This window comes from Streptomyces sp. NPDC056361, from assembly GCF_042262805.1.
GTDB lineage: Bacteria > Actinomycetota > Actinomycetes > Streptomycetales > Streptomycetaceae > Streptomyces.
On the sequence record NZ_JBHJQI010000018.1, the window covers coordinates 22,239 to 48,574 of the forward strand.

A 26,336-nucleotide genomic window follows, 5' to 3' on the forward strand; every position below is an offset into this window, starting at 1 on the left:
CGTCAGGTGCCGGCCAGGGCCACCGTCGGGGGGAGGCGGCCGGCGCGTACCGCCGGGTAGAGGCCCGCGAGCACGCCGATGGCGAGGGTGGCGGCGAGGCCGGCGGCGGTTGCCCAGAGGGGGACGACTGTGGGCCAGCCCCTGGTGAGGGCGTAGGCGGCGGTGATGAGGGTGCCGAGGAAGGTGCCGCCGAGGCCGCCGAGGGCGGAGAGGAGCAGGGACTCGGCGACGAACTGGGTGCGGATCTGGCCCTTGGTGGCGCCGAGGGCGCGGCGCAGACCGATCTCGGGGCGGCGTTCGAGGACGGAGATCACCATGGTGTTGCCGACGCCGACGCCGCCGACCAGGAGGGCGACGCCGCCGAGGCCGAGCAGGAGGCCGGTCAGGGCCGACTCGGTGGCCTCGCGGGCGGCGAGCGCGTCCGAGGGGCGGGAGACCTGGACCTCGGAGGGCTTCTCCGGGTCGGCCGTGGCCGGGAGCACCGCCCGTACGGCCGCGACGGCGCTGTCGTCGGTGCGGACGTACACCGTCGAGGGGCGGCCGTCGAACCGCAGGTGCGTGCGGGCCGCGGGCCAGCCGACGAGCGCCGCGCCGTCCAGTTCGGGGGCGAGGGCCACGGGGTCGAGGACGCCGATCAGGGAGAACCACCGGCCCCCGATCCAGAGCCGGGTCCCCGGGGCGTACACGTCGAGCCGCCGGGCGGCGGTCGCGCCGAGGACGACCGCCGGGTAGCGCTCGGTCGCCGCGTCCAGCCAGCGGCCGCGGTGGAGCCGGCCGCCGACGGCCGGGAGCAGGCCGTCGTCGGCCGCGAGGACGGCGAGGGAGCCGGTCCGTCCGACGGCGATCCGCTCGTTGCGGTAGACGTGGGCGTCGGTGGCGCCGGTGGCGGCGACCTCGCGGACCGGCGGCACGCGGTCGATCATGCGGACGGCCTCGGCCGGGAGCCGCGTCCGCCCGCCGTCGAGGGCGGCGCCGGGCGCGACCCGGAGGAGGTTGGTGCCGAGCGCGTCGAGCCGGCGGTCCACCTCCGCCCGGCCGGAGCCCGAGATGCCGACCACCGCGATCATGGCGGCGACGCCGATCGCGATGCCGAGCGCGGAGAGGAACACCCGCAGCGGGCGGGTGCGCAGGCCGGTGCCGCCGAGCCGGACCACGTCGGCGGGCCGCAGCCGGGCCGGGCGGAGCGCGGCGCCCGCGTTCCGCGCGCCGCGTCCGCCGCGCCTTCCCCCTCGGGGGGCGGGGATCATCCGAGTGCTCCGATCGGGGGTTCGGTGGAGGTGTCGGCGACCATGCGGCCGTCCCGCATCTCGATGCGGCGGGGCAGCGCGGCCGCGATCTCGCGGTCGTGGGTGATGACCACGACGGTGGTGCCGGTCGCGTTCAGCCCGCGCAGGAGCGCCAGGACCGCCGCGCCCGAGGCGGAGTCCAGGTTCCCGGTCGGCTCGTCGGCGAGCAGCACCGCCGGTTCGCCGATCACGGCCCGGGCCACCGCGACCCGTTGGCGCTCGCCGCCGGACAGCTGGTGCGCGAGGTGGTGGACGCGGTGGCCGAGGCCGACCCGCTCCAGGGCCGCCGCGGCGAGGTCCCGGCGGCGGCGCTGCGGGACCCCGGTGTACAGCAGACCGTCCGCGACCGCGTCCAGGACCGGTGTGCCGACCGCCAGGTGGAACTGCTGGAAGACGAAGCCGATCCGGCCGGCCCGCAGCGCGGAGACCTCCCGGTCCGTCAGGGCCGCGACGTCGTGCCCGTCGACCAGGACCGAGCCGGCGGAGGGCCGGTCGAGAATGCCCATCAGGTTCAGCATGCTGGACTTGCCGGAGCCCGACGGGCCGACGATCGCGACGAGTTCGCCCCGCCGGACGCGCAGGTTCACGTCCCGGACCGCGGAGACCCCGCCGGGGTACGTCTTCGAGACGGACCGGAACTCGACGACGGTGTCGGTGTCGGCACCGATGTCGCTCTTGGCCTTGGTGTGGGTGTCGTCGCCGTTCACTGCGGGATCCTCACCTTCATGCCTTCGTGGAGGGCGGGGCCGCTCACCTCGACCATGCCGTCGGCGAAGAGGCCCGTCCGGGCGGTGACGAAGCGGCCGTCGGCGGTCTCCAGGCCGTGGCCGCCCTCGGCGAGCGCGACCAGGGCGGCGACGGGGACGGTCAGGACGTTCTCGCGTCGCCGGCCCGCGTACTCGACGGAGACGGGGCCGCTCTCCAGGCGGCCGAGGGCCCGCTGGTCGGGGACGGTGACGGTGACCGGGACGGTCGGGGGCGCGCCGCCGGTGCTCCCCTCGGGTGCGGTCGCCTGTCCGCCCACCGAGGCGACCTCGCCCTTCACGGGGCTTCCGTCGGGCAGGCCGACGGTGACCGGGGTGCCGCGCACGGCCCAGGAAGCTTCCTGCGCCGACGCGGCGACGACGACCTTGCGGGTCGTGCCGGTGTAGGTGAGGGCGTCGTCGCCGGCGGCCGCGCCGAGCCGGACGCCGGTCCTGCCGAGGCGTATCCGGCCGGAGGCGTAGACGACGTCGCCGAGGCCGATCCGGCCGGTCTCGGGCACGCCGAGGGCCTTCTGCCAGCGCTTGACGGCCCGTTCGGTGGCGGACGTGAACTCCTCGTCGACGGTGAAGCCGGTGTAGCCGAGCGCGCTGAGGTTGGACTCGAACTGGAGGACGTCCATGCCGCGGAGGGGCGGCGGGGCGGTGGTGGTGGGTGCGGTGGTGGTCGCGGAGACCGGGGACGGGTTCGCGGTGGTGGCGCCGGTGGTGCCGGCGGTGGTGGCGCCGGTGTCCGTGCCGCCCTTGCCCGTGCCTTTGCCGTTGCCCTTGGTGCCTCCGGGTGCCGGTGGTGCGGGGGAGCCGGCGTCGGGGGTCGTGGTGGCCGGGGTCGTGCCCAGCTCGCGGTACATCGGCAGGGCGCCGTAGAGCAGCACCACGGGCCGGTCGTCCACGCGCAGCAGGGTGTCGCCGCGTTCGGCGGTGGCGCCGGCCTCGGGGAGCCAGGTGACGGTGCCGGTGGCCTTGACCGGCAGGGGTGTGTCGGAGCCGTATCCCAAGGTGCCCTCGACCTTGGTCCGTTCGACGAGGGTGGCGCGGGTGACGGTGACCGTGGAGTCCGCCCGGGGAGGGGCGGCGGTGGGGGTCTCGCCGCCGCCGAGGCCGAGTGCGGCGACCGTGGCGACCGCCGTGGTGGTTACGAGGGCCGTGGCGAGGAGGACCGTACGGCTCCGGCGGCGGCCGGGGGCGTACGGGGGAGGCGGGCCCTCGGGTGGGGGCTCCGGTGCCGCGGCCGGTTCGGGTGGTGGTGTCGTGTCGGGGTGCGTGGACGTTCCGCTCATCGCTCAGCCCTTGCCCGGTCCCTGGTCGACGGGGGTGCCGACGATGGGGGCGCAGGTGCGGGCGGCGTGTTTGGCGGCGGCCGTGGTCGAGTCCCAGGGGTGGTCCCCGTAGACGTTGCCGTCGGGTGCGGGGTCGGGGAAGTCGGGGGCGCCGTTCTTCCGCATGCAGTCGGCGAAGGCGAACTGCTTCTCGATCTGCTCGGGCGTGAGCTTGGGGGCGAGTCTGCGCTCGATCTCCTCGGGGACGGGAGCGCTGAGCGGGGCGCACTCCTCCGAGGCCTTGCGGAAGGTCGGGTTCTTCTTGAGGGCCGCGCCGTCGCCGAGGTCGACCTGGCCGTTCGCGTCGGGGTCGGGGGCGTCGACGCCGTTCTCGCGCAGGCACTTCACCCAGGCCCGCCGTGCTTCGACGTAGACGGCGACCTCGTCCTTTCCGCCGCCGGACGACGGGCCGGCGGTCCCGGTGGGGAGGGTGGCGTCGCCGGCCGACGGGATCTTCCCGGCCTCGCCGCCTCCTCCGCAGCCGGTCAGCGCGAAGGCCACCGCGGCCGCCGCGGCGGCGAACAGTGCCCGGTTCGTCCTCATGGGTTCTCCCGTTCCTCGTGTCGGGCCCGGCCGCGGGTGCGGGGGCGGACCGACCGTAGGACGGGGGTCGTGAAGAACTTTCGAAGAACCTGTCAGGCGGTCATGAGGCCTGTCGGACGGCCATGAGGTGGCTCGGGCGAGGCACGTCCGGCGGCCACGAGGAGGTCGGGCGAGGTGGGTCGGGCGAGGTGCGTCAGGGCGTCTCGCGCAGGTGGCGGTCGAGGGCCATGGAGAGTTCGGCCTCGACGACGCTCTTGGCGAGGGGGCGGAGGCGCTGGACGTCGCTCTCGCCGGCGTGTGCGCGGAGGAGTTCGGTGAAGAGCTGGGCGAGGGCGTCGGCGTGCTCGCGGACGCGGGCGCCGGCCTTGAGGACCTCGGCGAGGGGGACGCCCTCGTGGACGAGGGCGGCGGAGACGTCGAGGAGGCGGCGGCTGATGTGGATGATGGCCTCGCCGTCGGTGACGAGGTAGCCGAGGTCGAGGGCGGCGGCCAGGTTCTCGGCGGTGACCTCGCCGGCGAAGTGGTCGGCGAGCTCCTCCGGGGTGAGGCGGACGGGCTCCTCCTCGCTGGGGGCGCCGAGGGCGAGGACCTCGCGGACGTTGCGGCCGCTCTCGAAGGCGGTGGTGAGGTCGGCGATGCCGTTGAGGGTGTGGCCGCGCTCCAGGAGGGCGGCGATGGTGCGGAGCCGGGCGAGGTGCTGGTCGTCGTACCAGGCGATGCGGCCCTCGCGGCGGGGCGGCGGGATCAGGCCGCGCTCGCGGTAGAAGCGCAGGGTGCGCACGGTGATGCCGGCGGCGCTCGCGAGTTCCGCCATGCGGTACTCGCGCATGCCGGGGTCCGTGCCCGTGCCGTCGGCCGGGTTGCCGCCCGCGTCGCCGTCCGCGTGCTCGCCCGTGTCGGGTGCTGATCCTTCTGCCACGTTCGCCAGCCTATGTTGTACCGCCGGTAACTTTCCCTCGCCGTACCCCTACCGCTCGGTATGGCGCTGCTCTACAGTCCCGATTGTGCCAGTGATTGCTGGCGCGATGGGCCGGGTGCGCGGGAGGCGGCATGGCGAAGCACGAGCACGTACGGGTGGCGGTGATCGGATCGGGGTTCGGCGGCCTTGGCGCCGCCGTCCGGCTGCGCCGCGAGGGAATCACCGACTTCGTGGTCCTGGAGCGGGCCGACTCCGTCGGCGGCACGTGGCGCGACAACAGCTACCCCGGCTGCGCCTGCGACGTACCGTCGCACCTCTACTCCTTCTCCTTCGCGCCCAACCCCGACTGGCCCAGGACCTTCTCCGGGCAGCGGCACATCCGGGCCTACCTGGAACACGTCACCGACACCTTCGGCGTCCGCCCCCACCTGCGCCTCGGCCACGAGGTCCTGCGCATGGAGTGGGACGCCGAGGCGCTGCGCTGGGAGATCGAGACGAGCCGCGGCACCTTCAGCGCCGAGGTCGTCGTCTCCGCGACCGGCCCGCTCTCCGACCCGAAGGTCCCCGACATCCCGGGGCTCGCCGACTTCCCCGGCAAGGTCTTCCACTCGGCCCGCTGGGACCACGACTACGACCTCACCGGCAAGCGCGTCGCCATGATCGGCACCGGCGCCTCCGCCATCCAGATCGTGCCCGCGATCCAGCCGAAGGTCGGCAGGCTGACCCTCTTCCAGCGCACGCCCCCGTGGGTCATGCGCCGCATGGACCGCGCCATCACCGGACCCGAGCGCTGGCTCCACCGCGCCCTGCCCGTCACCGGCACCCTCCGCCGCGGCCTGCTCTGGGGCATCCGCGAACTCCAGGTCGGCGCCTTCACCAAGCACCCGGGCGAGCTCGGGATCGTCGAGAAGCTCGCCAAGGCCAACATCGCCAAGGCCGTCAAGGACCCGGTCCTGCGGGCCAAGCTGACCCCCTCGTACCGCATCGGCTGCAAGCGGATCCTGCTCTCCAACACGTACTACCCGGCGGTCGCGCAGCCCAACGTCGACGTCGTCGCCTCCGGCCTGCGCGAGGTCCGCGGCTCGACCCTCGTCGGCGCGGACGGCACCGAGACCGAGGTCGACGCGATCGTCTTCGGCACCGGCTTCCACGTCACCGACATGCCGATCGCCGACCGGGTCGTCGGCGCCGACGGGCGGACCCTCGCCGAGGCGTGGAAGGGCGGCATGGAGGCGCTGCGCGGCGCCACCGCCGCCGGCTTCCCCAACTTCATGACGGTCATCGGCCCCAACACGGGCCTCGGGAACTCCTCGATGATCCTCATGATCGAGTCCCAGCTGAACTACATGGCCGACTACCTGCGCCAGCTGAACGTTCTCGGCGGCCGCGCCGCGCTCGCCGTCCGGCCCTCCGCCGTCGGCGCCTGGAACCGCAAGGTCCAGGCCCGGATGGAGCGGACCGTCTGGAAGGCCGGCGGCTGCGAGAGCTGGTACCTCGACGCCAACGGGCGCAACACCACCCTGTGGCCGGGCACCACGGGCGAGTTCCGGCGCGAGACCCGGCAGGTCGACCTCTCCGAGTACGAGGTCATCCGCGCCCCCAGGACCGCACCCGCGGCCAAGACCCGCACCCCGCGCAAGAAGGAGGCCGCCCAGTGAGCCGCCCGACCCCGCTGCCCGACTCCCGCACCCTCACCGCCGTCTCCGCCGACGGCGCCCGCATCCACGTCGAGGTGTACGGCCCCGCCGACGCGCCCGCCGTCGTCCTCGCCCACGGCTGGACCTGCTCGATCGCCTTCTGGACCGAGCAGATACGGGCCCTCGCCGCCGACCACCGGGTCATCGCCTACGACCAGCGCGGCCACGGCAGGTCCCCCGCGCCCGGCGCGGGCGGCTACTCCACGACGGCGCTCGCCGACGACCTGGAGGCGGTGCTCGCGGCCACCCTCGGCCCCGGCGAGCGGGCCGTCCTCGCCGGCCACTCCATGGGCGGCATGACGATCATGGCGGCCGCCGGGCGCCCGGGCCTCCGGCAGCACGCCGCCGCGGTCCTGCTCTGCTCCACCGGGCCCTCCCGCCTCACCTCCGAGGCCACCGTCGTCCCGCTGAAGCCCGGCGGCCTCCGCAGCCGGCTGACCGCGGCCGTCCTCGGCGCGAAGGCGCCGCTCGGCCCGGTGAACGCCGTGTCGAAGCGGATCCTGAAGTACGCCACGATGGGACCGGGGACGGCACCGGAACGCGTCGAGGCGTGCGCCCGGATCGTGCACGCCTGCCCGCGCGGCGCACGCCACGGCTGGTCGCAGGTCCTGGCCGGGCTCGACCTCGAACCCGGACTGAGGGAGCTGCGGATGCCGGTGGCCGTGCTCGTCGGCACCGCCGACCGGCTCACCCCGCCCGTCCACTCCCGCGGCATGGCGGAGGCCCTGCCGCACTGCACGTCACTCGTCGAACTGGCCGGCATGGGCCACATGACGCCGGTGGAGGCCCCCGAGGCCGTCACCGCGCAGATCCGCGAACTGACCCTCACGTACCTGGGCGTGAAGGAGACCGAGGAGGCAGGGGCATGAGCAGGGTGAGCCTGGAAGGGCAGGTCGCGGTCGTCACCGGAGGGGCGCGCGGGGTGGGGGAGCTGCTCGCGCGCAAGCTCTCGGCGCGCGGCGCGAAGATCGCGCTCGTGGGGTTGGAGCCGGAGCAGCTGAAGGAGGTCGCCGGGCGGCTGCACACCGAGGCCGACTGGTGGCACGCCGACGTGACCGACCACGAGGCGATGGCGAAGGTCGCCGCCGAGGTGAAGGAGCGGTTCGGGAAGGTCGACATCGTCGTCGCCAACGCCGGTGTCGCGGCGGGCGGTCCGTTCGTCGAGTCCGACCCCGGCGCCTGGCGGCGGGTCATCGAGGTCAACCTCATCGGCGGCGCCGTCACCGGCCGGGCCTTCCTGCCCGTCCTCATGGAGTCCCGGGGGTACTTCCTCCAGATCGCCTCGCTCGCGGCCCTCACCCCGGCCCCGATGATGACGGCGTACTGCGCCTCCAAGTCCGGCGTCGAGGCGTTCGCGCACAGCCTGCGCGCCGAGGTCGCGTACAAGGGCGTGAAGGTCGGCGTCGGCTACCTGTCCTGGACCGACACGGACATGGTGCGGGGCGCCGACGAGGACGACGTCATGAAGGAGCTGCGGCAGCGGCTGCCGTGGCCGGCGAACCGCACGTACCCGCTCGGCCCGGCCGTCGACCGGATCGTGGCGGGCATCGAGCGGCGCTCGGCCCACGTGTACGCCCAGTGGTGGCTGCGCGGGATGCAGTCGGTCCGCGGCTACCTGCCCGGCATGATCGCGACCGTCGGACAGCGCGAGATGCGGCGTTTCGAGCCGCGGCTCGGCTCGGTGTCCAAGGGGCTGGTCGGCGCGGGCGGCGCGGCCGACGAGCAGGCCAGAGCGGAGGGCTCCACCCCGCGGTAGCCGTCCGTGACTGATCGAAATGCGTGGAATGTTTGCCCGTGCAAGGCTGGTCGAGGCCGAAGGGGCGCACCGCCCCGGCCACCCCTCACCCGTCTAGGAGTGAAGTTCCATGGGCATGCAGGACCAGTTCAAGGACAAGGCGCAGAAGCTCGGCGACCAGGCCAAGCAGGCGATGGGCAAGGCGAAGGACCAGGCGTCCCAGCGCGCCTCCCAGGGTCGCGACCGCTCCGAAGAGGAGAACCGCCGGGCCCAGCAGGAGGCCCAGGACCGCATGGACCAGGACTACGACGCCTGACGTCGGCCCGTCCTTGAAAGAAGGCGCACCCGGGAGACCGGGTGCGCCTTCGCATGTGCGTACCGCCGGGTCAGGCGATGGTGTTGTACGGGCCGCCGCCGAAGGTCAGGCCCGCGAGCTGCGCGCCGAGCAGCGGGGTCTGCCAGTTGCCCGTGCCCCGGTAGAGGTACTGGGACGTCGCGCCGAAGCCGACCAGGTCGGGGCGGCCGTCCCGGTTCGCGTCGCCGACGCCGACCAGGTGCTGGTACGCGTTCCAGCCGCCGCCCACCTTCGTGCGGGCGGCGAAGGTGCCGTCGCCCTTGCCGAGGTACTGCCACAGGACACCAGTGGTGTCCCGGGCGTACAGGTCGCCGGCGACCCCGCCCGCGACGTTCCCGACGGCGGTCAGCTGGTTGTAGACGCCCCAGCCCGTGCCGACCTTCTTCCGGGCGCCGAACGGCGAGTTGGACGAGCCCGTGCCCGGGTACACGTACAGGTCGCCGGCCTTGTCGACGGCGACCAGGTCGGCCCGCCCGTCCCCGGTCAGGTCGCTGCCGCCGGCGATCTGGGTGAACGTCTGCCAGCCCGTGCCGATCTTCGTGCGGCCGCCGAAGCCGCCGCGCCCGTCGCCCTGGTACAGCCACAGCGCGCCGGACGGCTCCCGCGCGATGAGGTCGCCGACGTTCGAGCCCGCGATGTCGCCGGTGGCCTCGATCCGGTCGTAGACCTGCCAGCCCGTGCCGATCAGCTGGTGCGGGTCGGCCTGGAGCTGGGTGCCGTACGAGGTGTCGGCGCGCCACAGGCGGCCCGAGCCGTCCCGGAGGAGGACGTCGGGGGCGCCGTTGTCGTCGAAGTCGTGCGGCTTGGGGGTGCGGGTCGCCGTGAAACCGCCGGCGGCGGTCGCGGGGGAGCCGATGCCGTTGAGCGGGGTGGCGGTCAGCTCCCACGTGTAGGCGCCGTTGTACTCGCCCTGCCAGTCGAAGGTCGTGCTCGCCTGGGACGGGTAGTCGTAGTACGTCTCGGTCTTCCCGGTGCGGGTGTGCCGCAGGGTGAGCTTCACCTCGGCGTTCGCCCGGGACAGGTTCCAGGTGAACTTCGCCGTGCCGGCGTTCTTGTCGAGGTCGACCGCGGGGGTGACGTCGTTGCCCGTGATCGCCAGCTGGGTGGCCTCGCCGGTGATGGCCTCCAGGGTGACGGCCGGGGCCTCGTTCCCCGTCGCCGTGACCTTGTACATGCCCTCGCCCTGGGCGAGGCTGCCGCCGCGCACGTGCACGCTGCCGTCGCCGGCGGTGGCAGCCGAGGTCAGGTGGGCGAGCAGCGTGAGCGTCTTCTCGCCCTCGGCGTCCGGGTTGTACGCGGTGAGGGCGTGCAGCGGGTTCGGCTCCTGGGCGGAGGCGCCGTTCGCCTCGCCGTACAGGACCCAGCCGCCGACCAGGCTCACCTTGAGGTCGTTCGACACCGCGTCGGCGACCGGGATCTCCTCGACGGCGTCCGTCGCCCGGTTCAGCCGGAAGATCGCGGGCGTGGTGGTGCCGGCGCCGGTGGTCCAGGCGACGTGGGTGGCGGAGACGGCCTTGACCTCGGCATCCGCCGGGACGCCGGGGATCTCCTTGACCGTGTCGGTGGCGAGGTTCAGCAGACCCCACTTCACCACGCCCTCCACGGTGAAGCGGACCAGGGCGTCGTCGGCGGTGCCGGGCGAGACCGTGATCGCGGTGGCCCCGGTCGGCAGGCCGGCGACGGGGGCGGTGCGCGTCATGGTGTGCCGGTAGAAGTCCACGCCCGAGGTGGTGAACACGGAGTCCGCGGCCGAGCCGACGTAAACGGGGGTGTTGGTCAGCGTGTCGATGGCGATGTCGCGGACCGACATGGTCTTCAGATCGCGGATCGTGATTTGGTAGTGACCCTTGAAGATCAGGTAGTCGTTGGTCCGCGTCGAGTTCAGGAAGACCCCGCCGTCGTAGCCGGTCCCGTTGTCCTGCCCGTACCAGGCGAAGCGCTTGTAGCGGCTGCCCACCGTCTGGGTGAGGAAGCCCTTCACACCGGCGCCGAGCAGGACGGAGTTCTTGGGGTACGCGAAGGGGGTCGCGGTGGTCGCCGTCGCTTCGGCCGTCTGCGCGGAGGGGGCGGGAGCGGCGGTCGCCGGGACGGTCATCGCGCCCGCGCCGAGGGTGACGGCGAGGACGGTGGTGACGGCGGCGACGAGGCGCCGCCGCGTCGTGCGAGCGTGAGGCACGTTCGGATTCCTCCCAAAGCACTGGCGCACCGTGCGCCACACCGGTTCTGACTCACGAGGTGACGAAAAGTTGTACGAGTACGCGACTGGTTTTCGAGGTCGTCCGTGACGGCCGTGGCCCCGGCACCGGTCGTGACCGCCTCGTGGCGTGCTCGCGACGGGAATCGTGGCGCGTAACTCGCGCGCGTCGGGCGCCGGATCTTCGTACCGTGATCGCCATGGCCGTACTTGAGCGACTCCGACCCGACCATGCGCCCGCCCTGCTCGCGTTCGAGCGGGAGAACCGGGGGTACTTCGCCGCGTCCGTGCCCGACCGGGGGGACGCGTACTTCGCCGAGTTCGAGGACCGGCACCGGGCGCTGCTCGACGAGCAGGAGACCGGCACGATCCACTTCCACGTGCTGGTGGGGGAGGGCGGGGAGATCCTCGGCCGGTTCAACCTGGTGGACGTGGACGTCGCCGAGGGGGGTGCCGAGCTCGGCTACCGGGTGGCCGAGAAGGCGACCGGGCGCGGGGTGGCCACGGCCGGGGTGCGGGAGGTGTGCCGGCTGGCGCGGGACGCGTACGGGCTGAGCCGGCTGACCGCCGTCACGACCCTCGACAACGAGGGGTCGAGGGCCGTCCTCGGGCGCGTCGGCTTCGGCGCGGTCGGCAGCGTGACCCTCGACGGGCGCGCCGGGGCCTCCTACGAACTGGACCTGGCGGCCGCCTAGGCCCCGACCGGAGCGGAAGGGCCCGGCCGGGGTTTCCGGCCGGGCCCTCGGTGCCTTCCCGCCGATCGGGGCGGGCTCGCGGCGTGATCGGCGGGGCAGACGGGAATGTGACGACGGGCCCTAGGGGGTGTCCGGCGTGTCCTGTCGCGGGGGCAGTTTCGGGCGGGAGCGGTCGGGGAGGCCCTCGTAGCCCGGAGGGCTGGCGGCGGGGGTCTCGGCGAGCAGGGAGAGGGCGACGTGGACGGCGTCGTCGAGCTGGGCGTACCGGCCCTCGGCCCAGTCGAGGGGGGTGCGGAGGATGGCGAGGTCGGGTTCGACGCCGTGGTTCTCCAGGGACCAGCCGTACTCGGGGAACCAGGCCGCGTTCATCGGGACGGTGATCTGGGTGCCGTCGCCGAGGCGGTGGCGGCCGGTCATGCCGACCACCCCGCCCCAGGTGCGCTGGCCGACGACGGGTCCGAGGCCGAGGAGCTTGAACGCGGCGGTGATCATGTCGCCGTCGGACGAGGTGGCCTCGTCGGCGAGGGCGACGACGGGCCCGCGGGGGGCGTTGGAGGCGTACGCGACGGGCTGGGCGTTCCGGGTGAGGTCCCAGCCGAGGATCTTGCGGGTCAGCTTCTCGACGACGAGCTCGCTGATGTTGCCGCCCGCGTTGCCGCGCACGTCGACGATGAGCGCGGGCCGGGAGACCTCCATGCGCAGGTCGCGGTTGAACTGGGCCCAGCCGGAGCCGCCCATGTCGGGGATGTGGAGGTAGCCGCAGCGGCCGCCGCTGACCTCCCTGACCACGGCCCGGCGCTTGGCGACCCAGTCCTGGTAGCGGAGCGGGCGCTCGTCGACGAGCGGGACGACGGCGACGCGGCGGGCCCGGCCCTCGCCCTCGGCGGGGGTGAAGGTGAGTTCGACGGTGGTGCCGCCGGTGCCGGAGAGCAGCGGGTACGGGCCGGTGACCGGGTCCACGGGACGGCCGTCGACATGGGTGAGGACGGCGCCCTCGCGGATGCCGGTGCCGGCCAGCGGGGAGCGGGCCTTGGAGTCGGAGGACTCGCCGGGCAGGATCCGCTTCACCGTCCAGCCGGCCTCGCGGGGCACGAGGTTGGCCCCGAGGAGGCCCATGGGCCGCTGGTAGTGCGGTGGCCCCTCGTTGCGGCGGGCGGGGGTGACGTACGCGTGCGAGGTGCCCAGTTCGCCCATGACCTCGCGCAGGAGGTCGGCGAACTCGTCGGGGGAGGAGACCCGTTCGACGAGCGGCCGGTACTGGTCGAGGACGCCCGCCCAGTCGACGCCGCCCATGCCGGGCTCCCAGAAGTAGGCGCGGACGATCCGCCCGGCCTCGTCGAAGGCCTGCCGCCACTCGGCGCCGGGGACGACCTCGTGGAGGATGCGCCGCAGGTCCAGGTAGACGGTGGAGTCGCCGTCGCCGGACTCGGTGGCCGGGACGGCCCGCAGTTCGCCCTCGTCGGCGACGACGAGCCGGGTGCCGTCGCCGCTGACCGCGAACCAGTCGAGGTCCTTGGCGAGTTCGGACTTGCGGGCCTTGGTGATGGTGAAGTGCTCCAGGGTGGGGCGGCCCGAGGTGTCGGCGGGGTTGGCGAAGGTCTCGCCGAGCGCGCCGGAGATGGGCCAGCGCAGCCAGACCAGGCCGCCGCCGCTGACCGGGTGCAGGGCCGAGTACTTGGACGCGGCGACCGGGAACGGGGTGACGCGGTCGGGCAGTCCCTCGATCTCGACGGTGACCGTGCCGTCCCCGGTGTCCGTCTCGTCGTCGGCGGGGTCGAGGCCGCCGGCCGCGGGCCGCCCGTCGGGCAGCAGCGCGAACGGGGAGGGCGTGGCGGAGGAGAGCGGCACCAGGTAGGGGCGGCAGCCGAGCGGGAACGACAGGTCGCCGGTGTGCACGTCGTACACCGGGTCGAATCCGCGCCAGGACAGGAAGGCGAGGTAGCGGCCGTCCCGGGTGAAGACGGGGTTCTCGTCCTCGAAGCGCCCGTTGGTGACGTCGACGACGGTCCGGGCGCCCGGACCGGAGATGCGGGCCATCTTGATGGAGCGCAGGGAGCGGCCGATGCCGGGGTGGGACCAGGTGAGCCAGTCGCCGTCGGGGGAGAAGGCCAGGTCGCGGACGGGCCCGTTGACGGACCTGATCAGTTCGGTGACTTCCCCGTTGGAGTCCTCGGTGGCGTCGAGGAGGAGGAGCCGGCCGTCGTGGGAGGCGATGGCGAGCCGTTCGCCGTCCGGGTCGGAGATGAGCTCCTCGACCCGGCCGAGGTCGCCGGAGGCGAGGCGGCGCGGCGGCCGGTCGCCGCTGGCGCGCGGCAGGTAGGCGACCTCGACGGCGTCCTCGCCCTCGGCGTCGGTGACGTACGCGACCTGGCCGCCGCTGCCCAGCATCTCGGGGAGCCTGACGCGGACGCCCGGCTCGTCGATGATCGTGCGGGCCGGGCCGTCGCGGTGCGTCAGCCAGTACAGGCTGCCGCGTACGGAGACGGCGCTGGCGCGGCCGGTCTCGTCGACGGAGAGCGCGTCGATGTGGAGGGCGGCCGGCACCTGGTAGGCGCGGCGGCCGACGCGCTGCCCGCCGAGCCTGACCTCCAGCTTGCGGGGCTGCGAGTCGGCGGTGAGGTCGTCGACGATCCACAGTTCGCCCGCGCACTGGTAGACGACCCGGCGCCCGTCGCTGGAGGCGTGCCGGGCGTAGAACGCGTCGTGGTCGGTGTGGCGGCGCAGGTCGGTGCCGTCGGGCAGGCAGGAGTAGAGGTTGCCGACGCCCTCGTGGTCGGAGAGGAAGGCGATGCGGCCGCCGACGACCATGGGGGAGTCGAGGTGGCCGCCGATGTCGGGCAGCAGGCGTTCGCCGTGCAGCCAGAGGCGTCCGGTGGCGCCGCCCAGGTACCGCTTCCAGGCGGCCGGCTCGTGCGGCGGCGTCCCGGTGAGGAGGAGGGTGCGGCGCTCCCCGCCGTTGCCGGCGGCGTCGGGGTGGCCGCAGACGGCGGGGTCGTCGGTGACGGCGATGTCGGAGACCGGGCCCCAGGGCATGCGGAGGCCGGGGGAGCCGTCGGTGGGGACGGTGTAGGCCCAGGAGTAGTACGAGAACGGCTGCCCGTGCGAGGAGACGGCGAGGATGTCGGACCGGCCGTCCTTGTCGGGCGGTGTCCAGCCGCAGACCCGGGTGTCCGTGGACCCCCAGTAGCCGAGCCGCCGGGCGGATCCGCCGTCGACGGGGACGAGGTGGATCTCGGGGTCGAGGCTGCGCCAGTTCGTGTACGCGATGTGGCGGCCGTCCGGCGAGAAGCGCGGATGCCCGACCCGCGTGCGGTCGACGGTCAGGCGCCAGGCCCGGCCGGGGCGGTCGCCCCCTGCGACGAGCGGGGCGATCCAGAGGTCGTCCTCGGCGGCGAAGCACAGCAGGTCGTCGTGGAGGTGCGGAAAACGGAGATACGCGACGTCGTCACTCACCTCCTCATGCTTTCCGCGCTGAGGGGGTCAGGCAACTCGTACGTGTATGCGGGCGTCTTCACTCGTGGCGTGCTCGTGTGCGAAGCGCGTGCGGGGCGGGGGTGCTCGGGTGTGGCTCGTGGGGGACCGGGGGGTGGCTCGGATGTGGTCCAGGACACGTACGAAACGGTTTCGTTTCGTTGGCGGGGTGGGTATCTTCGTACTGTACGAAACCGTTTCGTTCGGATCGGAGGCCGGTCATGGCACGCAGCAGGCTCACTCCCGAGCGGGAGTCCGAGCTGCACGCGGCCGTGCTCGACCTCCTCCGCGAGGTCGGCTACGACGCCCTCACCATGGACGCCGTCGCCGCCCGCACCCACTCCAGCAAGGCCACCCTCTACCGCCAGTGGGGGAGCAAGCCCGAGCTGGTCGCCAGGGCGCTCCGCGCCAACAAGCCGGCCGATCTCAGTGAGATCGACACCGGCTCGCTGCGCGGCGACTTCCAGGAGATGGTGGCGCGGACCGACGACTGTCAGATGGAGAAGGACTCCGCGCTGATGCGGGGTCTGGCCCATGCGGTCCACAACAACCCCGAACTGCACCGGGCGCTGCGCGAGTTGCTCGTCGAACCCGAGATGAGCGGGCTCGACGAAGTGCTGAACCGAGCGATCCGCAGGGGCGAGGTCGACGCCGGCAACCCGGCGCTGAAGCTCCTCCCGCACATGCTGATCGGGGCGTTCGTCGCCCGGCCGCTGATCGACGATCAGCCGGTCGACCGCGCGTTCCTCACCGCGTACGTCGACGCCGTCGTGCTCCCCTCACTCGGCGTCTGATCCGGCTTCCCCAGCCGATCCGCACCACCCGCACCATCGGCACCACCCGCACCACCTGACATCGCACCGCTCACGACGTCGGGCCGGCTCCCCATGTCCTGTCCCGCCCCACAATGGGAGTACGCCCCCGTGGCAACGTTCCTGTACAAGCTCGGCCGTTCCGCCTTCCGGCGCCGACGGCTCGTCGCCCTCCTCTGGGTGGCCCTGCTCGCGATCGCCGGCGTCGGTGCCGCCACCGCGCCCGCACCCACCTCAGGCTCCTTCTCGATTCCCGGCACCGAGGCCCAGCGCGCCTTCGACCTGCTCGAAGAGCGCTTCCCCGGCGCCGGAGCCGACGGGGCCACCGCCCGCATCGTCTTCAAGGCGCCGGCCGGCCAGAAGGTGACCGACCCGGCCCACAAGGCCGTCGTCGAAGAGACCGTCGCCGCGCTGAAGTCCGGCTCGGACCAGATCGTCTCGGTCGCCGACCCGTACACCGCGCACGCCGTCTCGCAGAACGGCTCCACCGCCTACGTCTCGGTCACCTACAAGGTCAACGCCATGGAGCTGACCAAGGAGACCCGCGAGGCCCTCAAGGACACCGGCCACAACGCGCAGGGCAAGGGCCTGACCGTCGAGATCGGCGGCGACGCGCTCCAGAGCCCGCCCGAGCAGGGCGCGAGCGAGGCCATCGGCATCGTCCTCGCCGGCGTCGTCCTCGTCATCACCTTCGGCTCGCTCGTCGCGGCCGGGCTCCCGCTGCTCACCGCGATCATCGGCGTCGGCATCGGCGTCTCGACGGTCAGCGCGCTCGCGAACGTCCTGGACCTCGGCAGCACCACCTCCATCCTCGCGTCGATGATCGGCCTCGCCGTCGGCATCGACTACGCCCTCTTCATCGTCTCCCGCTACCGCGCGGAGCTCGCCGAGGGCCGGGACAACGAGGAGGCCGCGGGCCGCGCGGTCGGCACCGCCGGCTCCGCCGTCGTCTTCGCCGGACTCACCGTCGTCATCGCCCTGGTCGGCCTGTCCGTCGTCAACATCCCGATGCTGACGAAGATGGGCCTCGCGGCCGCCGGCACGGTCGTGATCGCCGTACTGATCGCGCTCACCCTGATCCCCGCCCTGCTCGGCTTCGCCGGGAACAAGGTCGTCGGCCGCAAGCAGCGCAAGGGCCTGAAGAAGGACGAGGGCAAGCCGAACGGGGGCACCCGCTGGGCCCGGTTCGTCATCCGCCGTCCCGTGATGGTGCTGCTCATCGGCGTCCTCGGCCTCGGCGCCATCGCACTGCCCGCCTCCTCCCTGGAGATGGGCCTCCCGGACGACGGCGTGAAGCCGACCTCCGCCACCGAGCGCCGGGCGTACGACGCGCTGTCCGACGGCTTCGGCCCCGGCTTCAACGGCCCGCTGCTCGTCGTCGTGGACGGCGACAAGGCCGCCGCGGACAAGACGGTCTCCACCATCAAGGGCCTGGAGGGCTGGGCCGCGGTCACCCCGCCGACGCCGAACAAGGCCGGCGACGCCGCGATGATCACGGTGGTCCCGAAGGACCGGCCGTCCTCCACCGAGACCGAGAGCCTGGTGCACGACATCCGGGAGGCCACCGGCGACGACGTCCTCGTCACCGGCGCCACCGCGATGAACATCGACTTCTCGCAGAAGATGAACGACGCCCTGGTGCCGTACCTGGCCCTCGTCGTCGGCCTCGCCTTCGTCCTGCTGACGCTGGTCTTCCGCTCGGTCCTCGTCCCGCTGAAGGCGGCCCTCGGCTTCCTGCTCTCGGTGGTCGCGGCCCTCGGCGCGGTCGTCGCGGTCTTCCAGTGGGGCTGGCTCGGCAGCATCTTCGGGGTCGAGCAGACCGGCCCGATCATGTCGATGATGCCGATCTTCATGGTGGGTGTCGTCTTCGGTCTCGCGATGGACTACGAGGTCTTCCTCGTGACCCGGATGCGCGAGGCGTACGTGCACGGCGAGCGGCCCGGCGAGGCGATCGTGACCGGCTTCCGGCACAGCGCCCGGGTGGTCGTCGCCGCCGCGGTGATCATGATCGCGGTCTTCTCCGGCTTCATCGGCATGGACGACCAGATGGTCAAGATGATCGGCTTCGGCCTGGCCGCCGCCGTCCTCTTCGACGCCTTCGTGGTCCGCATGGCGATCGTCCCGGCCGTCCTGGCGCTCCTCGGCCACAAGGCCTGGTGGCTGCCGAAGTGGCTGGACCGGATCCTGCCGAACGTGGACGTGGAGGGCGAGGGCCTCGCCAGGGCGACCGGCGAGGACACGGGCGCGAAGCCCGACCTCGTGAAGGTCTGAGGTCCTCGAAGGCCCGAGGCTCGTGCAGGGCTGAGGCCCGTGCAGGGCTGAGGCTCGTGCAGGCCTGAGGCCCGTGCAGGGCTGACGCCGGTGAAGCTCTGGCCCCGGGCCTCCGGGCTCCCGGATCGAACCCCGTACGCCGTCAGTGCGTCGTCATCGACGCACCGGCGGCGTACGTGTGTCGGAGGAAGCGCAGCAGGGCCGTCGTGTCGAACTGGACGACGGTGACCCCTTCCTCGGTGTGGAGCTCGACGACCGTCTGGACGCGGCCGCAGGGCCAGACGCCGATGTCGCCGCGGCGGGTCGGGGCGCGCAGGCCGGTCTCCAGGAGCGCGCGGGGGAAGGACCACTCGACGGGGCCCGGGAAACCGAAGCGGACCGTCGCGGGGGAGGAGGCGGGGTCGTAACGGAGGTGCACCGGGACGGGGAGGGAGAGCGGGGCGTCGCTGATGATCCGGCCCTTGGCGTGGTCGTCGACTTCACGGTCGTGCGCGGCGGCCATCGGAGGCTCCTCACGTTTTGTCCTCTTATCGACTAATGTCCCACTCCTTCCCGGTGGCTGCGCGGCGCATGCGTGATCGGCGCCGGGTGTGGGCGGGGTCACGTGCCCCCGTGCGCCGCCGTTCTGTGACTGATGCGCTCTTGCAAGCTCTTCGCAGGAGCGCTCTATCATTCGGGACGTGCATGTACCTGACGGATTCATCAACGCCCCCGTATCGGCCGCCGCCGGTGTCGTCGCCGCCGGCGCCGTCGCCGTCAGCCTGCGCGGGGCACGCCGCGAACTGGACGAGCGCACCGCGCCGCTCGCCGGTCTCGTCGCCGCCTTCATCTTCGCCGTGCAGATGCTGAACTTCCCGGTCGCCGCCGGGACCAGCGGACACCTGCTCGGCGGCGCGCTCGCCGCGATCCTCGTCGGGCCCTGGACCGGCGTCCTGTGCATAGCCGTCGTCCTGCTGATGCAGGGCATCCTCTTCGCCGACGGCGGCCTCACCGCCCTCGGCGTGAACATCACCGTCATGGGCGTCGTCACCGTCGTCGTCGCCTACGCGCTCTTCCGCGGCCTCGTCCTCGTCCTGCCGCGCACCCGCCGCTCGGTGACCGCGGCGTCCTTCGTCGCCGCCCTCGTCTCCGTACCGGCCGCGGCCGCCGTCTTCACGCTCGTCTACGCGATCGGCGGCACCACCGACGTCCCGGTCACCAAGGTCCTCACGGCCATGGTCGGCGTCCACACCCTCATCGGCATCGGCGAGGCCGTCATCACCATGCTGACCGTCGGCGCCGTCGTCGCCGTCCGCCCCGACCTCGTGTACGGCGCCCGCGGCCTCACCGCCCCGCTCAAGCTCCGCGTCGACGGCGAACTCGTCGACGCCGCCCCCGCGCCCCCGGCGGCCACCCCGGCCGGCTCCCCGAAGAAGCTGTGGATCGGCGGCCTCGTCACCGCCCTCGTCCTCGCCGGCTTCGTCTCCTTCTACGCCTCCGCCAGCCCCGACGGCCTGGAGAAGGTCGCCGCCGACAAGGGCATCGACCGCAACGTCGAGGACCACGCGGCCGCCGGCTCCCCGCTCGCCGACTACGGCGTCAAGGGCGTCGAGGCCCCCCGGCTCTCCGGCGGCCTCGCCGGCGTGATCGGCGTGGGCGCCACCCTCGCCGTCGGCACCGGCGCCTTCTGGGTCGTCCGCCGACGCCGTAGCCACGCCGAAGCGACGGCCTGACGTGGGAGCGGGGCACGCCCACAAGCTCTACCGGCACGCCCACTCGCCGGTCCACGAGCTGCCCCCGCACACCAAGCTCGCCGCCGTCCTCGGCTTCGTCGTGGTCGTCGTGTCCACGCCCCGCGAGGCCGTCTGGGCCTTCGCCCTCTACGCCGCGCTCCTCGCGGCCGTGGCGGCGAAGGCCCGCGTCCCGGCCGGCTTCCTCCTGAAGCGGCTGCTGATCGAGGTCCCGTTCGTCGCGTTCGCGCTGCTCATGCCGTTCGTCGTGCCGGGCGAGCAGACGACCTTCCTCGGGATCCAGCTGAGCGTCCCCGGCCTGTGGGGCGCCTGGAACGTCCTCGCCAAGGGCACCCTCGGCGTCGCCGCCTCCGTGCTCCTCGCCTCCACCACCGAACTGCGCGCCCTGCTCCTCGGCCTCCAGCGGCTCAAGCTCCCGCCGCTGCTCGTCCAGATCGCCTCGTTCATGATCCGGTACGGCGACGTCATCACCGACGAGATGCGCCGCATGTCCGTCGCCCGCCGCTCGCGCGGCTTCGAGGCCAAGGGCGTCCGCCACTGGGGCGTCCTCGCCAAGTCCGCCGGCGCCCTCTTCATCCGCTCGTACGAGCGCGGCGAACGCGTCCACCTCGCCATGGTCAGCCGCGGCTACGCGGGCACCATGCCCGTCATCGACGAGGTGACCGCCACCCGCGCCCAGTGGGCCGCGGCCGCCGCGCTCCCGCTCACCGCACTCCTGATCTGCCTCCTCGGATGGACGCTATGACCACGGCACCCGCACCCGCACCCTCGCTCGAAGTCCGCGGCCTCGCGTACGCGTACCCCGACGGCCACCAGGCACTCTTCGGCGTCGACCTGACCGTCGGACGCGGCGAGCGGGTCGCCCTCCTCGGCCCCAACGGCGCCGGCAAGACCACCCTCGTCCTCCACCTCAACGGCATCCTCGCCGGCGGCGCCGGAAGCGTCACCGTCGCCGGGCTGCCGGTCGGCAAGCGGCACATGGCCGAGATCAGGCGCAAGGTCGGCATCGTCTTCCAGGACCCCGACGACCAGCTCTTCATGCCGACCGTCCGCGAGGACGTCGCCTTCGGACCGGCGGCGGCGGGCGTCCGGGGCGCCGAGCTCGAAGCCGTCGTCCGCAAGGCCCTCGACCGGGTCGGCATGGCCGCGTACGCGGACCGGCCGCCGCACCACCTCTCCTTCGGGCAGCGCCGCCGGGTCGCCGTCGCGACCGTCCTCGCCATGGAGCCGGAGATCCTCGTCCTCGACGAGCCGTCCTCCAACCTGGACCCGGCCTCGCGCCGCGAGCTCGCCGACATCCTCCGCTCCCTCGACGTCACCGTGCTCATGGTCACGCACGACCTGCCGTACGCCCTGGAGCTCTGCCCGCGCTCGGTGATCCTCAGCGAGGGCGTCATCGCGGCCGACGGACGGACCGGCGACATCCTCGCCGACGAGGAGCTGATGGCCGGCCACCGCCTGGAGCTGCCGTTCGGCTTCGTGCCCGGCTCCGTCGCCTGACACCCCCGGAATCGGATCACCGCCGCCCGCGTTGCACCATGGGAGCCGGTCGTACGAAAGGGAGTGTGAGTCGGGTGGACGTCCAGGGCACGGTGGCGGCGGGCTGGGAGCCCGTCAGGGACGCCTTCCTGCGCAACTTCGCACAGCGCGGCGAGCGCGGCGCGGCCGTCGCCGTCCACCGGGACGGCGTCAAGGTCGTCGACCTGTGGGCCGGGACCAAGGACGCCGACGGCCGGGAGATGTGGTCCGAAGACACCGCACAGGTCGTCCGCTCGGCCACCAAGGGCGTCTCCGCCGCCGTACCCCTGCTCCTGCACCAGCGCGGCCTGCTCGACCTGGACGCCCCCGTCGCCGCCTACTGGCCCGAGTTCAAGGCCGCCGGCAAGGACCGCGTGACCGTACGGCAGCTGCTCGCGCACCGGGCCGGCGTCCCCGTCCTCGACCAGCCGCTCACCCTCGCCGAGGCGATCGACCTCCCGACGGCGACCGCCGCCATCGCCGCCCAGGCCCCCGTCTGGGAGCCCGGCACCGCCCACGGCTACCACGCCCACACCTTCAGCTGGCTGCTCTCCGGCCTCGTCCACCGCGTCACCGGCCGCACCATCGGCCGCTGGGTGGCCGAGGAGATCACCGGCCCCCTCGGCCTCGACCTGTGGATCGGCCTCCCGGAGGCCGAGACCCACCGGGTCGGCCGGCTCGGCCCCGTCGAGGAGATCGAACCGCCCGACAGCGGCGCCCTCAGGCTCCGCCCCAAGCGCTCCGTCACCGAGGCGTACAAGGACCCCTCCTCCCTCACCCGGCGCGCCTTCGGCGTCATCGAGCCCGCCCCCGACGAGAACGACCCCCACTACCGGGCCGCCGAACTCCCCGGCTCGGCCGGCGTCGCCACCGCCCGCGCGCTCTCCCGCCTCTACGCCGCCACCCTCGGCCCCGTCGACGGCGCCGACCGCCTCTTCGCACCGGCCACCCTCGCCCTCGCCCACACCGAGCAGTCCGCGGGCCCCGACCAGGTGCTCCTCGTCTCCACCCGCTTCGGCCTCGGCCACATGCTCCACGGCCCGGCCTCCCCGCTCCTCGGCCCGTCCTCCTTCGGCCACCCCGGCCGCGGCGGCTCCCTCGCCTTCGCCGACCCCGACTCCGGCATCGCCTTCGGCTACGTCACCAACGGCATGCGCAAGACGGTCACGGCCGACCCCCGCGCCCAGGCCCTGGTCCGGGCGGTCGCCGCCGCGACCCGCGCCGGCGAGTAGGGTCGGGCGCCGGAGCAGTACCCAAGTCGCAAGGGGAGCAGGGCACATGACCGCGGACTCCGCGAACACCACGGACACCACGTACGACCCGCACGCCACGGAGGCCGCACACGGCCCGCACGCCACGTACGAGAAGCTGCTCGCCCTGCTCGACGAGCGCGGCGCCGCCTACCGGGTGATCGAGCACGCCCCCGAGGGCGCCACCGAGGCGGTCAGCGCGCTCCGCGGCCACGAGCCCGCCCAGGCGGCCAAGTGCATCATCGCGATGGTGAAGATCGGCAAGAAGGAGAAGCGCTTCGCGCTCGTCGTCGTCCCCGGCGACAAGCGCATCGACCTCGCCGCGGTGAAGGCCCTGTACGGCGGCACGTACGTCTCCTTCGCCTCCCCGGAGACCGCCGAGGAACTCGCGGGCTCCCCGAGCGGCACCATCCTGCCGTTCTCCTTCGACGAGCGCCTCGACCTGTTCGTCGACCCGGGCCTGCTGGTCCACGAGGAGTTCTACTTCAACGCGGCACGGCTCGACCGCTCCCTCGCCCTGTCCGCGGAGGACTACCGGTCGATCGCGGAGCCGCGCGTCGAGCCCGTGTCCACCGACTGACCCGGGCCCCGCGGCCGTACCGGGATCAGGCGACGGCCGGCGTGAGCGCCAGCACCATCCCGAGGCCGACGAGCACCGTGCCGATCACCTTGTTGAGCACGGCCTGCTTGCGCAGCAGCCGCGTCCGCAGGCTCTGCCGGGAGAAGAGGACCGCGGCGAGACCGAACCACACCAGGTGCGCGAACGACATGAACAGGCCGTAGCCGACCTGCTGGAAGACGGGGGTGTCGGCGCTGACGACCTGCGTGTACGTGCTCAGGACGAAGAGCATCGTCTTGGGATTGAGCGCGTTCGTCAGGAAACCGGTGCGCAGCGCCCCCGCCTTCGACAGGCCGGAGCCGTCCGACAGGTCGACGTCCACCTGGGACGTGGCGACGAAGGTCTTGTACCCGATGTACACCAGGTACGCCGCGCCGATCAGCTTCATCGCCGTGAACAGCATCGGCGACCGGCTCACCAGCAGGCCCACGCCCAGCATCGTGTACGTGACGTGCACGAGCACGCCCAGGGCGATCCCGACGGCCGCGAGGACCCCCGCCACCCGCCCGTACAGATAGCTGTTGCGGACCGTCATCGCGAAGTCCGCGCCGGGGCTGATGACAGCCAGAACCGTGATGACCGCTACGGCGATCAGCTGACCCATGTTCCCGATCCCCCACTCCGTCCGCACCCCGATCGGAGCGGACCCGTGACGCTAGTCGATCGCCGGCCCGGCGCGCGAGGGCGAGGTGACAGAGTCGGCGCCCTGGTGCGGACGGATCGATCGGTGCTGAGATCGCCCCATGGAACTCACACGGCGGTTCGAGGGGTACGGGGCACTGGTCACCGGCGCGGCGCGCGGCATCGGCGCGGCCACCGCCCGGCGCCTCGCGGCGGAGGGCGCCCGGGTCCTGGTCACGGACATCGACGAGGAGGAGGCCGGCAGGACGGCGGCGGACCTCCCCGGCGCGGTGGCCCTGCGCTGCGACGTCGGCGACCGGGCGTCGGTCGAGGCGGCGGTCGCGTACGCCGTGCGGACCTTCGGCGGCCTCGACGTCCTCGTCAACAACGCCTTCGCCCCCGTCGTCCCCGACTCCGCCCGCTTCGAGGACGACTCCGACGAGGGGTGGGACGGCCAGCTCGACGTCACGCTGCTCGGCGCCGTCCGCTGCTCCCGCGCCGCCCTCCCGCACCTCGCGGCGGCCGGCGGGCGCGGCGCCGTCGTCACCATCGGCTCCGTCAACGCCGAGGCGGACTTCGGCAACCACGCCTACAGCGCCGCCAAGGCGGGCCTCGCGTCCTTCACCCGCACCCTGGCCGGCGACGCGGCCCCGCGCGGCGTCCGCGTGAACCAGATCAACCCCGGCACGATCGCGACCACCGGATGGGCGGGCAAGGAGGCCGAACTCGCCGCCCTCGCCGACCGCGTCTACCCCCTCGGCAGGGTCGGCACCCCGGACGACGTGGCCGCCGCCGTCGCCTTCCTCGCCTCCCGCGACGCCTCCTGGATCACCGGCACGGTCCTCCGCGTGGACGGCGGGCTCCTGGCGGTGAACACGCACTTCGCGGAGGTCCTGGGCGACTGAGGCCCGGGTCCGCCGGGACTCCGCGCCGCCGGGTAGCCGAGCCGCTCGGCTTCCGAGTCGTCGAGTCGCCGAGTCGTCGAGTCGCCGAAAGATTTCGGCACGCAGGCGCAACCTCGGGAGGTGCCGCACGTCTGGTGGGTTGAAGGCGCCCTTCACCGCACCACCCAGACCGTGTCCCTCACCTCTTCGGGAGAGCCCATGTCCATCCGCACCCAGCGGAACCTCCGCCCCCGGGTCCTCGGCGCCGTCACCGCCGCCGCCCTGCTCCTGGGCGGCGCCTTCGCCGTCCAGGCCGTCGCCGACTCCGCCCCGAAGCCGGCCCCGGCCGCGCCGAAGGTCGTGACGGCGCCCGACGCGGCCCCGGCCCCGGCCGCGCCGTCGGTGAAGCCGGCTCCGGCCCCGGCTCCGGCCAAGCCGTCGGTCAAGCCGACCCCTGCCCCTGCCCCGGCCCCGGCCAAGCCGTCGGTCAAGCCGACCCCTGCCCCTGCCCCGGCCCCGGCCAAGCCGTCGGTCAAGCCGACCCCTGCCCCGGCTCCCGCCCAGCCGTCCTCCGGGAACGCGCCCAAGGTGATCCACCCGGGCGCCGGCACCACGAAGTAGCACCACGCGAGGGGCGGGCGGCCTGCTCGCCCGCCCCTCTTCCCCGCCCCCGGAACGAGGCCCATGCAGTACGCGATATCCGCAGCGCCCCCGTCGTGGTGGTCCCGCCTGCTCGCCCGCGTGTCGGGAGCCGAGGACGTACCGGTGATCCGGCCGCGCCGGCACCTGCGCGCCGTGCCGACCGTGCGGGACGACGAACGGCCGCCCTCGCTCACCGAGTTGTACCGGGCGCGGCGGATGGACATGGTGCGGCTCGCGCTGTTCCTGGTCGACGACCTGCACACGGCCGAGGACGTCGTCCAGGACGCCTTCGCCGCCGTGTGCCGTGCGTACGGGACGTCGCTGGCCGGACTCCAGGACCCCGGGGCGTACCTGCACACCGCCGTCGTGAACGCGGCCCGCTCCGTCCTGCGCCGCCGCCGTACCGCCCGTGCGTACACCCCGCCCCACCAGGGCGCGGGCCCGCCCGTCGACGAGGCCCTGCTCCTCGCCGAGGAGCACCGGCACGTCCTCGACGCGCTGGCCCGGCTCACCCACCGGCAGCGCGAGGTCCTCGTGCTGCGCTACTGGTCCGAACTCACCGAAGCCCAGATCGCCCAGACCCTCGGGCTCTCCCGCGGCACCGTCAAGTCCACCGCGAGCCGCGCCCTCGACGCGCTGGAGAAACAGCTGGAGGCGACGTCCCGATGACTCCCCACCGCACCACCGAGGCCCGCCTGCGTGCCGCCCTCGTCGCCCGCGCCTCCCTGGTCACCCCCCGGGACCTCCGCCCCGCCGCCCCTCCCCGGGGCCGCGCGTGGGGCACCCGCCGGGTGTACGGCCTGGCCCTCGCCGCCCTCGGAGCGGCCGTGGCCGCGGTGGCCGTCCACGTCTTCGTCCTCGCCCCCGGCGCCCCCGTGAACCCGGCCCCCGCGCCGCCGGCCCGCACCCCGGCCGTCACCGAGCCCGTGCCGGTGCCCATGACGCCCGGCCCGGCCGCCCCGTCGGTGAAGGGTCCCCAGGTCAACGGCCTGCCCGGCAAAGGTCGTTAGACAG

General features: G+C 73.6%; 25 protein-coding genes. 16 read left to right on the forward strand and 9 right to left on the reverse strand.

Translation table 11 applies throughout. The features are described from left to right. Positions 1-2: 2 nt before the first annotated feature. The 5 genes from ACFCY7_RS08505 to ACFCY7_RS08525 form a co-directional block, all read right to left on the reverse strand. The gene (locus ACFCY7_RS08505; protein ID WP_376482542.1) at positions 3-1,247 is read right to left on the reverse strand and encodes an ABC transporter permease; all 1,245 of its coding nucleotides are present in this window, start codon (positions 1,245-1,247) and stop codon (positions 3-5) included. After that, the gene (locus tag ACFCY7_RS08510; protein ID WP_376482544.1) at positions 1,244-1,993 is read right to left on the reverse strand and encodes an ABC transporter ATP-binding protein; all 750 of its coding nucleotides are present in this window, start codon (positions 1,991-1,993) and stop codon (positions 1,244-1,246) included. Before ACFCY7_RS08510 ends, ACFCY7_RS08505 begins: the two co-directional genes overlap by 4 nt. Beyond that, positions 1,990-3,327 (reverse strand): peptidoglycan-binding protein, encoded by a 1,338-nt coding sequence (locus ACFCY7_RS08515; protein ID WP_376482546.1) that lies wholly within the window; start codon positions 3,325-3,327, stop codon positions 1,990-1,992. Before ACFCY7_RS08515 ends, ACFCY7_RS08510 begins: the two co-directional genes overlap by 4 nt. A gap of 3 nt (positions 3,328-3,330) precedes the next feature. Further along, the gene (locus ACFCY7_RS08520) at positions 3,331-3,909 is read right to left on the reverse strand and encodes a hypothetical protein (protein WP_376482548.1); all 579 of its coding nucleotides are present in this window, start codon (positions 3,907-3,909) and stop codon (positions 3,331-3,333) included. Between the two features lie 193 nt (positions 3,910-4,102). Beyond that, positions 4,103-4,723 (reverse strand): MerR family transcriptional regulator, encoded by a 621-nt coding sequence (locus ACFCY7_RS08525; RefSeq protein ID WP_376482660.1) that lies wholly within the window; start codon positions 4,721-4,723, stop codon positions 4,103-4,105. A 236-nt stretch (positions 4,724-4,959) separates the two neighbouring features. On the opposite strand from ACFCY7_RS08525, the gene ACFCY7_RS08530 reads away from it, so the two are divergent. The 4 genes from ACFCY7_RS08530 to ACFCY7_RS08545 all read left to right on the forward strand — a co-directional run bounded on the left by ACFCY7_RS08530 (position 4,960) and on the right by ACFCY7_RS08545 (position 8,576). Continuing rightward, the gene (locus tag ACFCY7_RS08530) at positions 4,960-6,486 is read left to right on the forward strand and encodes a flavin-containing monooxygenase (RefSeq protein ID WP_376482550.1); all 1,527 of its coding nucleotides are present in this window, start codon (positions 4,960-4,962) and stop codon (positions 6,484-6,486) included. Beyond that, positions 6,483-7,394: an alpha/beta fold hydrolase gene (locus tag ACFCY7_RS08535; protein WP_376482552.1), complete on the forward strand. Its 912-nt coding sequence runs from the start codon at positions 6,483-6,485 to the stop codon at positions 7,392-7,394. Before ACFCY7_RS08530 ends, ACFCY7_RS08535 begins: the two co-directional genes overlap by 4 nt. Beyond that, complete coding sequence (locus tag ACFCY7_RS08540; protein WP_376482554.1) at positions 7,391-8,281, forward strand: SDR family oxidoreductase; 891 nt, start codon at positions 7,391-7,393, stop codon at positions 8,279-8,281. The genes ACFCY7_RS08535 and ACFCY7_RS08540 overlap by 4 nt, the downstream gene beginning before the upstream one ends. A gap of 109 nt (positions 8,282-8,390) precedes the next feature. After that, entirely contained in the window at positions 8,391-8,576 is a 186-nt protein-coding gene (locus ACFCY7_RS08545) for a hypothetical protein (protein WP_376482556.1), read from the forward strand. Positions 8,577-8,646: 70 nt separating this feature from the next. Here ACFCY7_RS08545 and ACFCY7_RS08550 read toward each other — a convergent pair whose 3' ends face one another. Continuing rightward, positions 8,647-10,791 (reverse strand): FG-GAP-like repeat-containing protein, encoded by a 2,145-nt coding sequence (locus ACFCY7_RS08550; RefSeq protein WP_376482557.1) that lies wholly within the window; start codon positions 10,789-10,791, stop codon positions 8,647-8,649. A gap of 218 nt (positions 10,792-11,009) precedes the next feature. On the opposite strand from ACFCY7_RS08550, the gene ACFCY7_RS08555 reads away from it, so the two are divergent. Beyond that, positions 11,010-11,504 (forward strand): GNAT family N-acetyltransferase, encoded by a 495-nt coding sequence (locus ACFCY7_RS08555; protein WP_376482559.1) that lies wholly within the window; start codon positions 11,010-11,012, stop codon positions 11,502-11,504. Positions 11,505-11,624: 120 nt separating this feature from the next. Here ACFCY7_RS08555 and ACFCY7_RS08560 read toward each other — a convergent pair whose 3' ends face one another. After that, positions 11,625-14,957 (reverse strand): S41 family peptidase, encoded by a 3,333-nt coding sequence (locus ACFCY7_RS08560; RefSeq protein WP_376482561.1) that lies wholly within the window; start codon positions 14,955-14,957, stop codon positions 11,625-11,627. 239 nt (positions 14,958-15,196) lie between these two features. On the opposite strand from ACFCY7_RS08560, the gene ACFCY7_RS08565 reads away from it, so the two are divergent. Then, entirely contained in the window at positions 15,197-15,769 is a 573-nt protein-coding gene (locus tag ACFCY7_RS08565) for a TetR/AcrR family transcriptional regulator (protein ID WP_376482563.1), read from the forward strand. A gap of 129 nt (positions 15,770-15,898) precedes the next feature. Further along, positions 15,899-18,058, forward strand: coding sequence for an MMPL family transporter (locus ACFCY7_RS08570; protein ID WP_376482565.1), 2,160 nt, complete (start codon positions 15,899-15,901; stop codon positions 18,056-18,058). Between the two features lie 142 nt (positions 18,059-18,200). On the opposite strand, the gene ACFCY7_RS08575 is transcribed toward ACFCY7_RS08570, so the two are convergent. Continuing rightward, entirely contained in the window at positions 18,201-18,560 is a 360-nt protein-coding gene (locus ACFCY7_RS08575) for an SsgA family sporulation/cell division regulator (protein ID WP_376482567.1), read from the reverse strand. Between the two features lie 178 nt (positions 18,561-18,738). On the opposite strand from ACFCY7_RS08575, the gene ACFCY7_RS08580 reads away from it, so the two are divergent. From ACFCY7_RS08580 to ACFCY7_RS08600, 5 genes are read left to right on the forward strand one after another with little or no spacing between them, the layout of a single operon-like run. After that, positions 18,739-19,770: an energy-coupling factor ABC transporter permease gene (locus ACFCY7_RS08580; RefSeq protein WP_376482569.1), complete on the forward strand. Its 1,032-nt coding sequence runs from the start codon at positions 18,739-18,741 to the stop codon at positions 19,768-19,770. A 1-nt stretch (position 19,771) separates the two neighbouring features. After that, positions 19,772-20,533 carry a cobalt ECF transporter T component CbiQ gene (gene cbiQ / locus ACFCY7_RS08585; RefSeq protein WP_376482571.1) on the forward strand — a complete coding sequence of 254 codons (762 nt, stop codon included), beginning with the start codon at positions 19,772-19,774 and terminating at the stop codon, positions 20,531-20,533. Then, entirely contained in the window at positions 20,530-21,288 is a 759-nt protein-coding gene (locus tag ACFCY7_RS08590; RefSeq protein WP_376482573.1) for an energy-coupling factor ABC transporter ATP-binding protein, read from the forward strand. Before cbiQ ends, ACFCY7_RS08590 begins: the two co-directional genes overlap by 4 nt. 38 nt (positions 21,289-21,326) lie before the next feature. Next, the gene (locus ACFCY7_RS08595; RefSeq protein ID WP_376482575.1) at positions 21,327-22,538 is read left to right on the forward strand and encodes a serine hydrolase domain-containing protein; all 1,212 of its coding nucleotides are present in this window, start codon (positions 21,327-21,329) and stop codon (positions 22,536-22,538) included. 46 nt (positions 22,539-22,584) lie between these two features. After that, entirely contained in the window at positions 22,585-23,136 is a 552-nt protein-coding gene (locus ACFCY7_RS08600; protein WP_376482577.1) for a YbaK/EbsC family protein, read from the forward strand. A 25-nt stretch (positions 23,137-23,161) separates the two neighbouring features. Here the strand turns inward: ACFCY7_RS08600 and ACFCY7_RS08605 are convergent, their stop codons facing one another. Beyond that, a complete protein-coding gene (locus tag ACFCY7_RS08605; RefSeq protein WP_376482579.1) occupies positions 23,162-23,779 on the reverse strand; it encodes a LysE family translocator in 618 nt (205 codons plus the stop codon). A 139-nt stretch (positions 23,780-23,918) separates the two neighbouring features. Between ACFCY7_RS08605 and ACFCY7_RS08610 the strand changes: the two genes are divergently transcribed. The 4 genes from ACFCY7_RS08610 (at position 23,919) to ACFCY7_RS08625 (ending at position 26,332) form a co-directional block, all read left to right on the forward strand. Next, on the forward strand, positions 23,919-24,701 hold the full coding sequence (locus tag ACFCY7_RS08610; protein ID WP_376482581.1) for an SDR family NAD(P)-dependent oxidoreductase: 783 nt from the start codon (positions 23,919-23,921) through the stop codon (positions 24,699-24,701). Positions 24,702-24,899: 198 nt separating this feature from the next. Beyond that, the gene (locus tag ACFCY7_RS08615) at positions 24,900-25,301 is read left to right on the forward strand and encodes a hypothetical protein (protein WP_376482583.1); all 402 of its coding nucleotides are present in this window, start codon (positions 24,900-24,902) and stop codon (positions 25,299-25,301) included. A 63-nt stretch (positions 25,302-25,364) separates the two neighbouring features. Continuing rightward, positions 25,365-25,991: an RNA polymerase sigma factor gene (locus tag ACFCY7_RS08620; protein WP_376482585.1), complete on the forward strand. Its 627-nt coding sequence runs from the start codon at positions 25,365-25,367 to the stop codon at positions 25,989-25,991. Then, complete coding sequence (locus ACFCY7_RS08625) at positions 25,988-26,332, forward strand: hypothetical protein (RefSeq protein WP_376482587.1); 345 nt, start codon at positions 25,988-25,990, stop codon at positions 26,330-26,332. Before ACFCY7_RS08620 ends, ACFCY7_RS08625 begins: the two co-directional genes overlap by 4 nt. Positions 26,333-26,336: the final 4 nt, after the last annotated feature.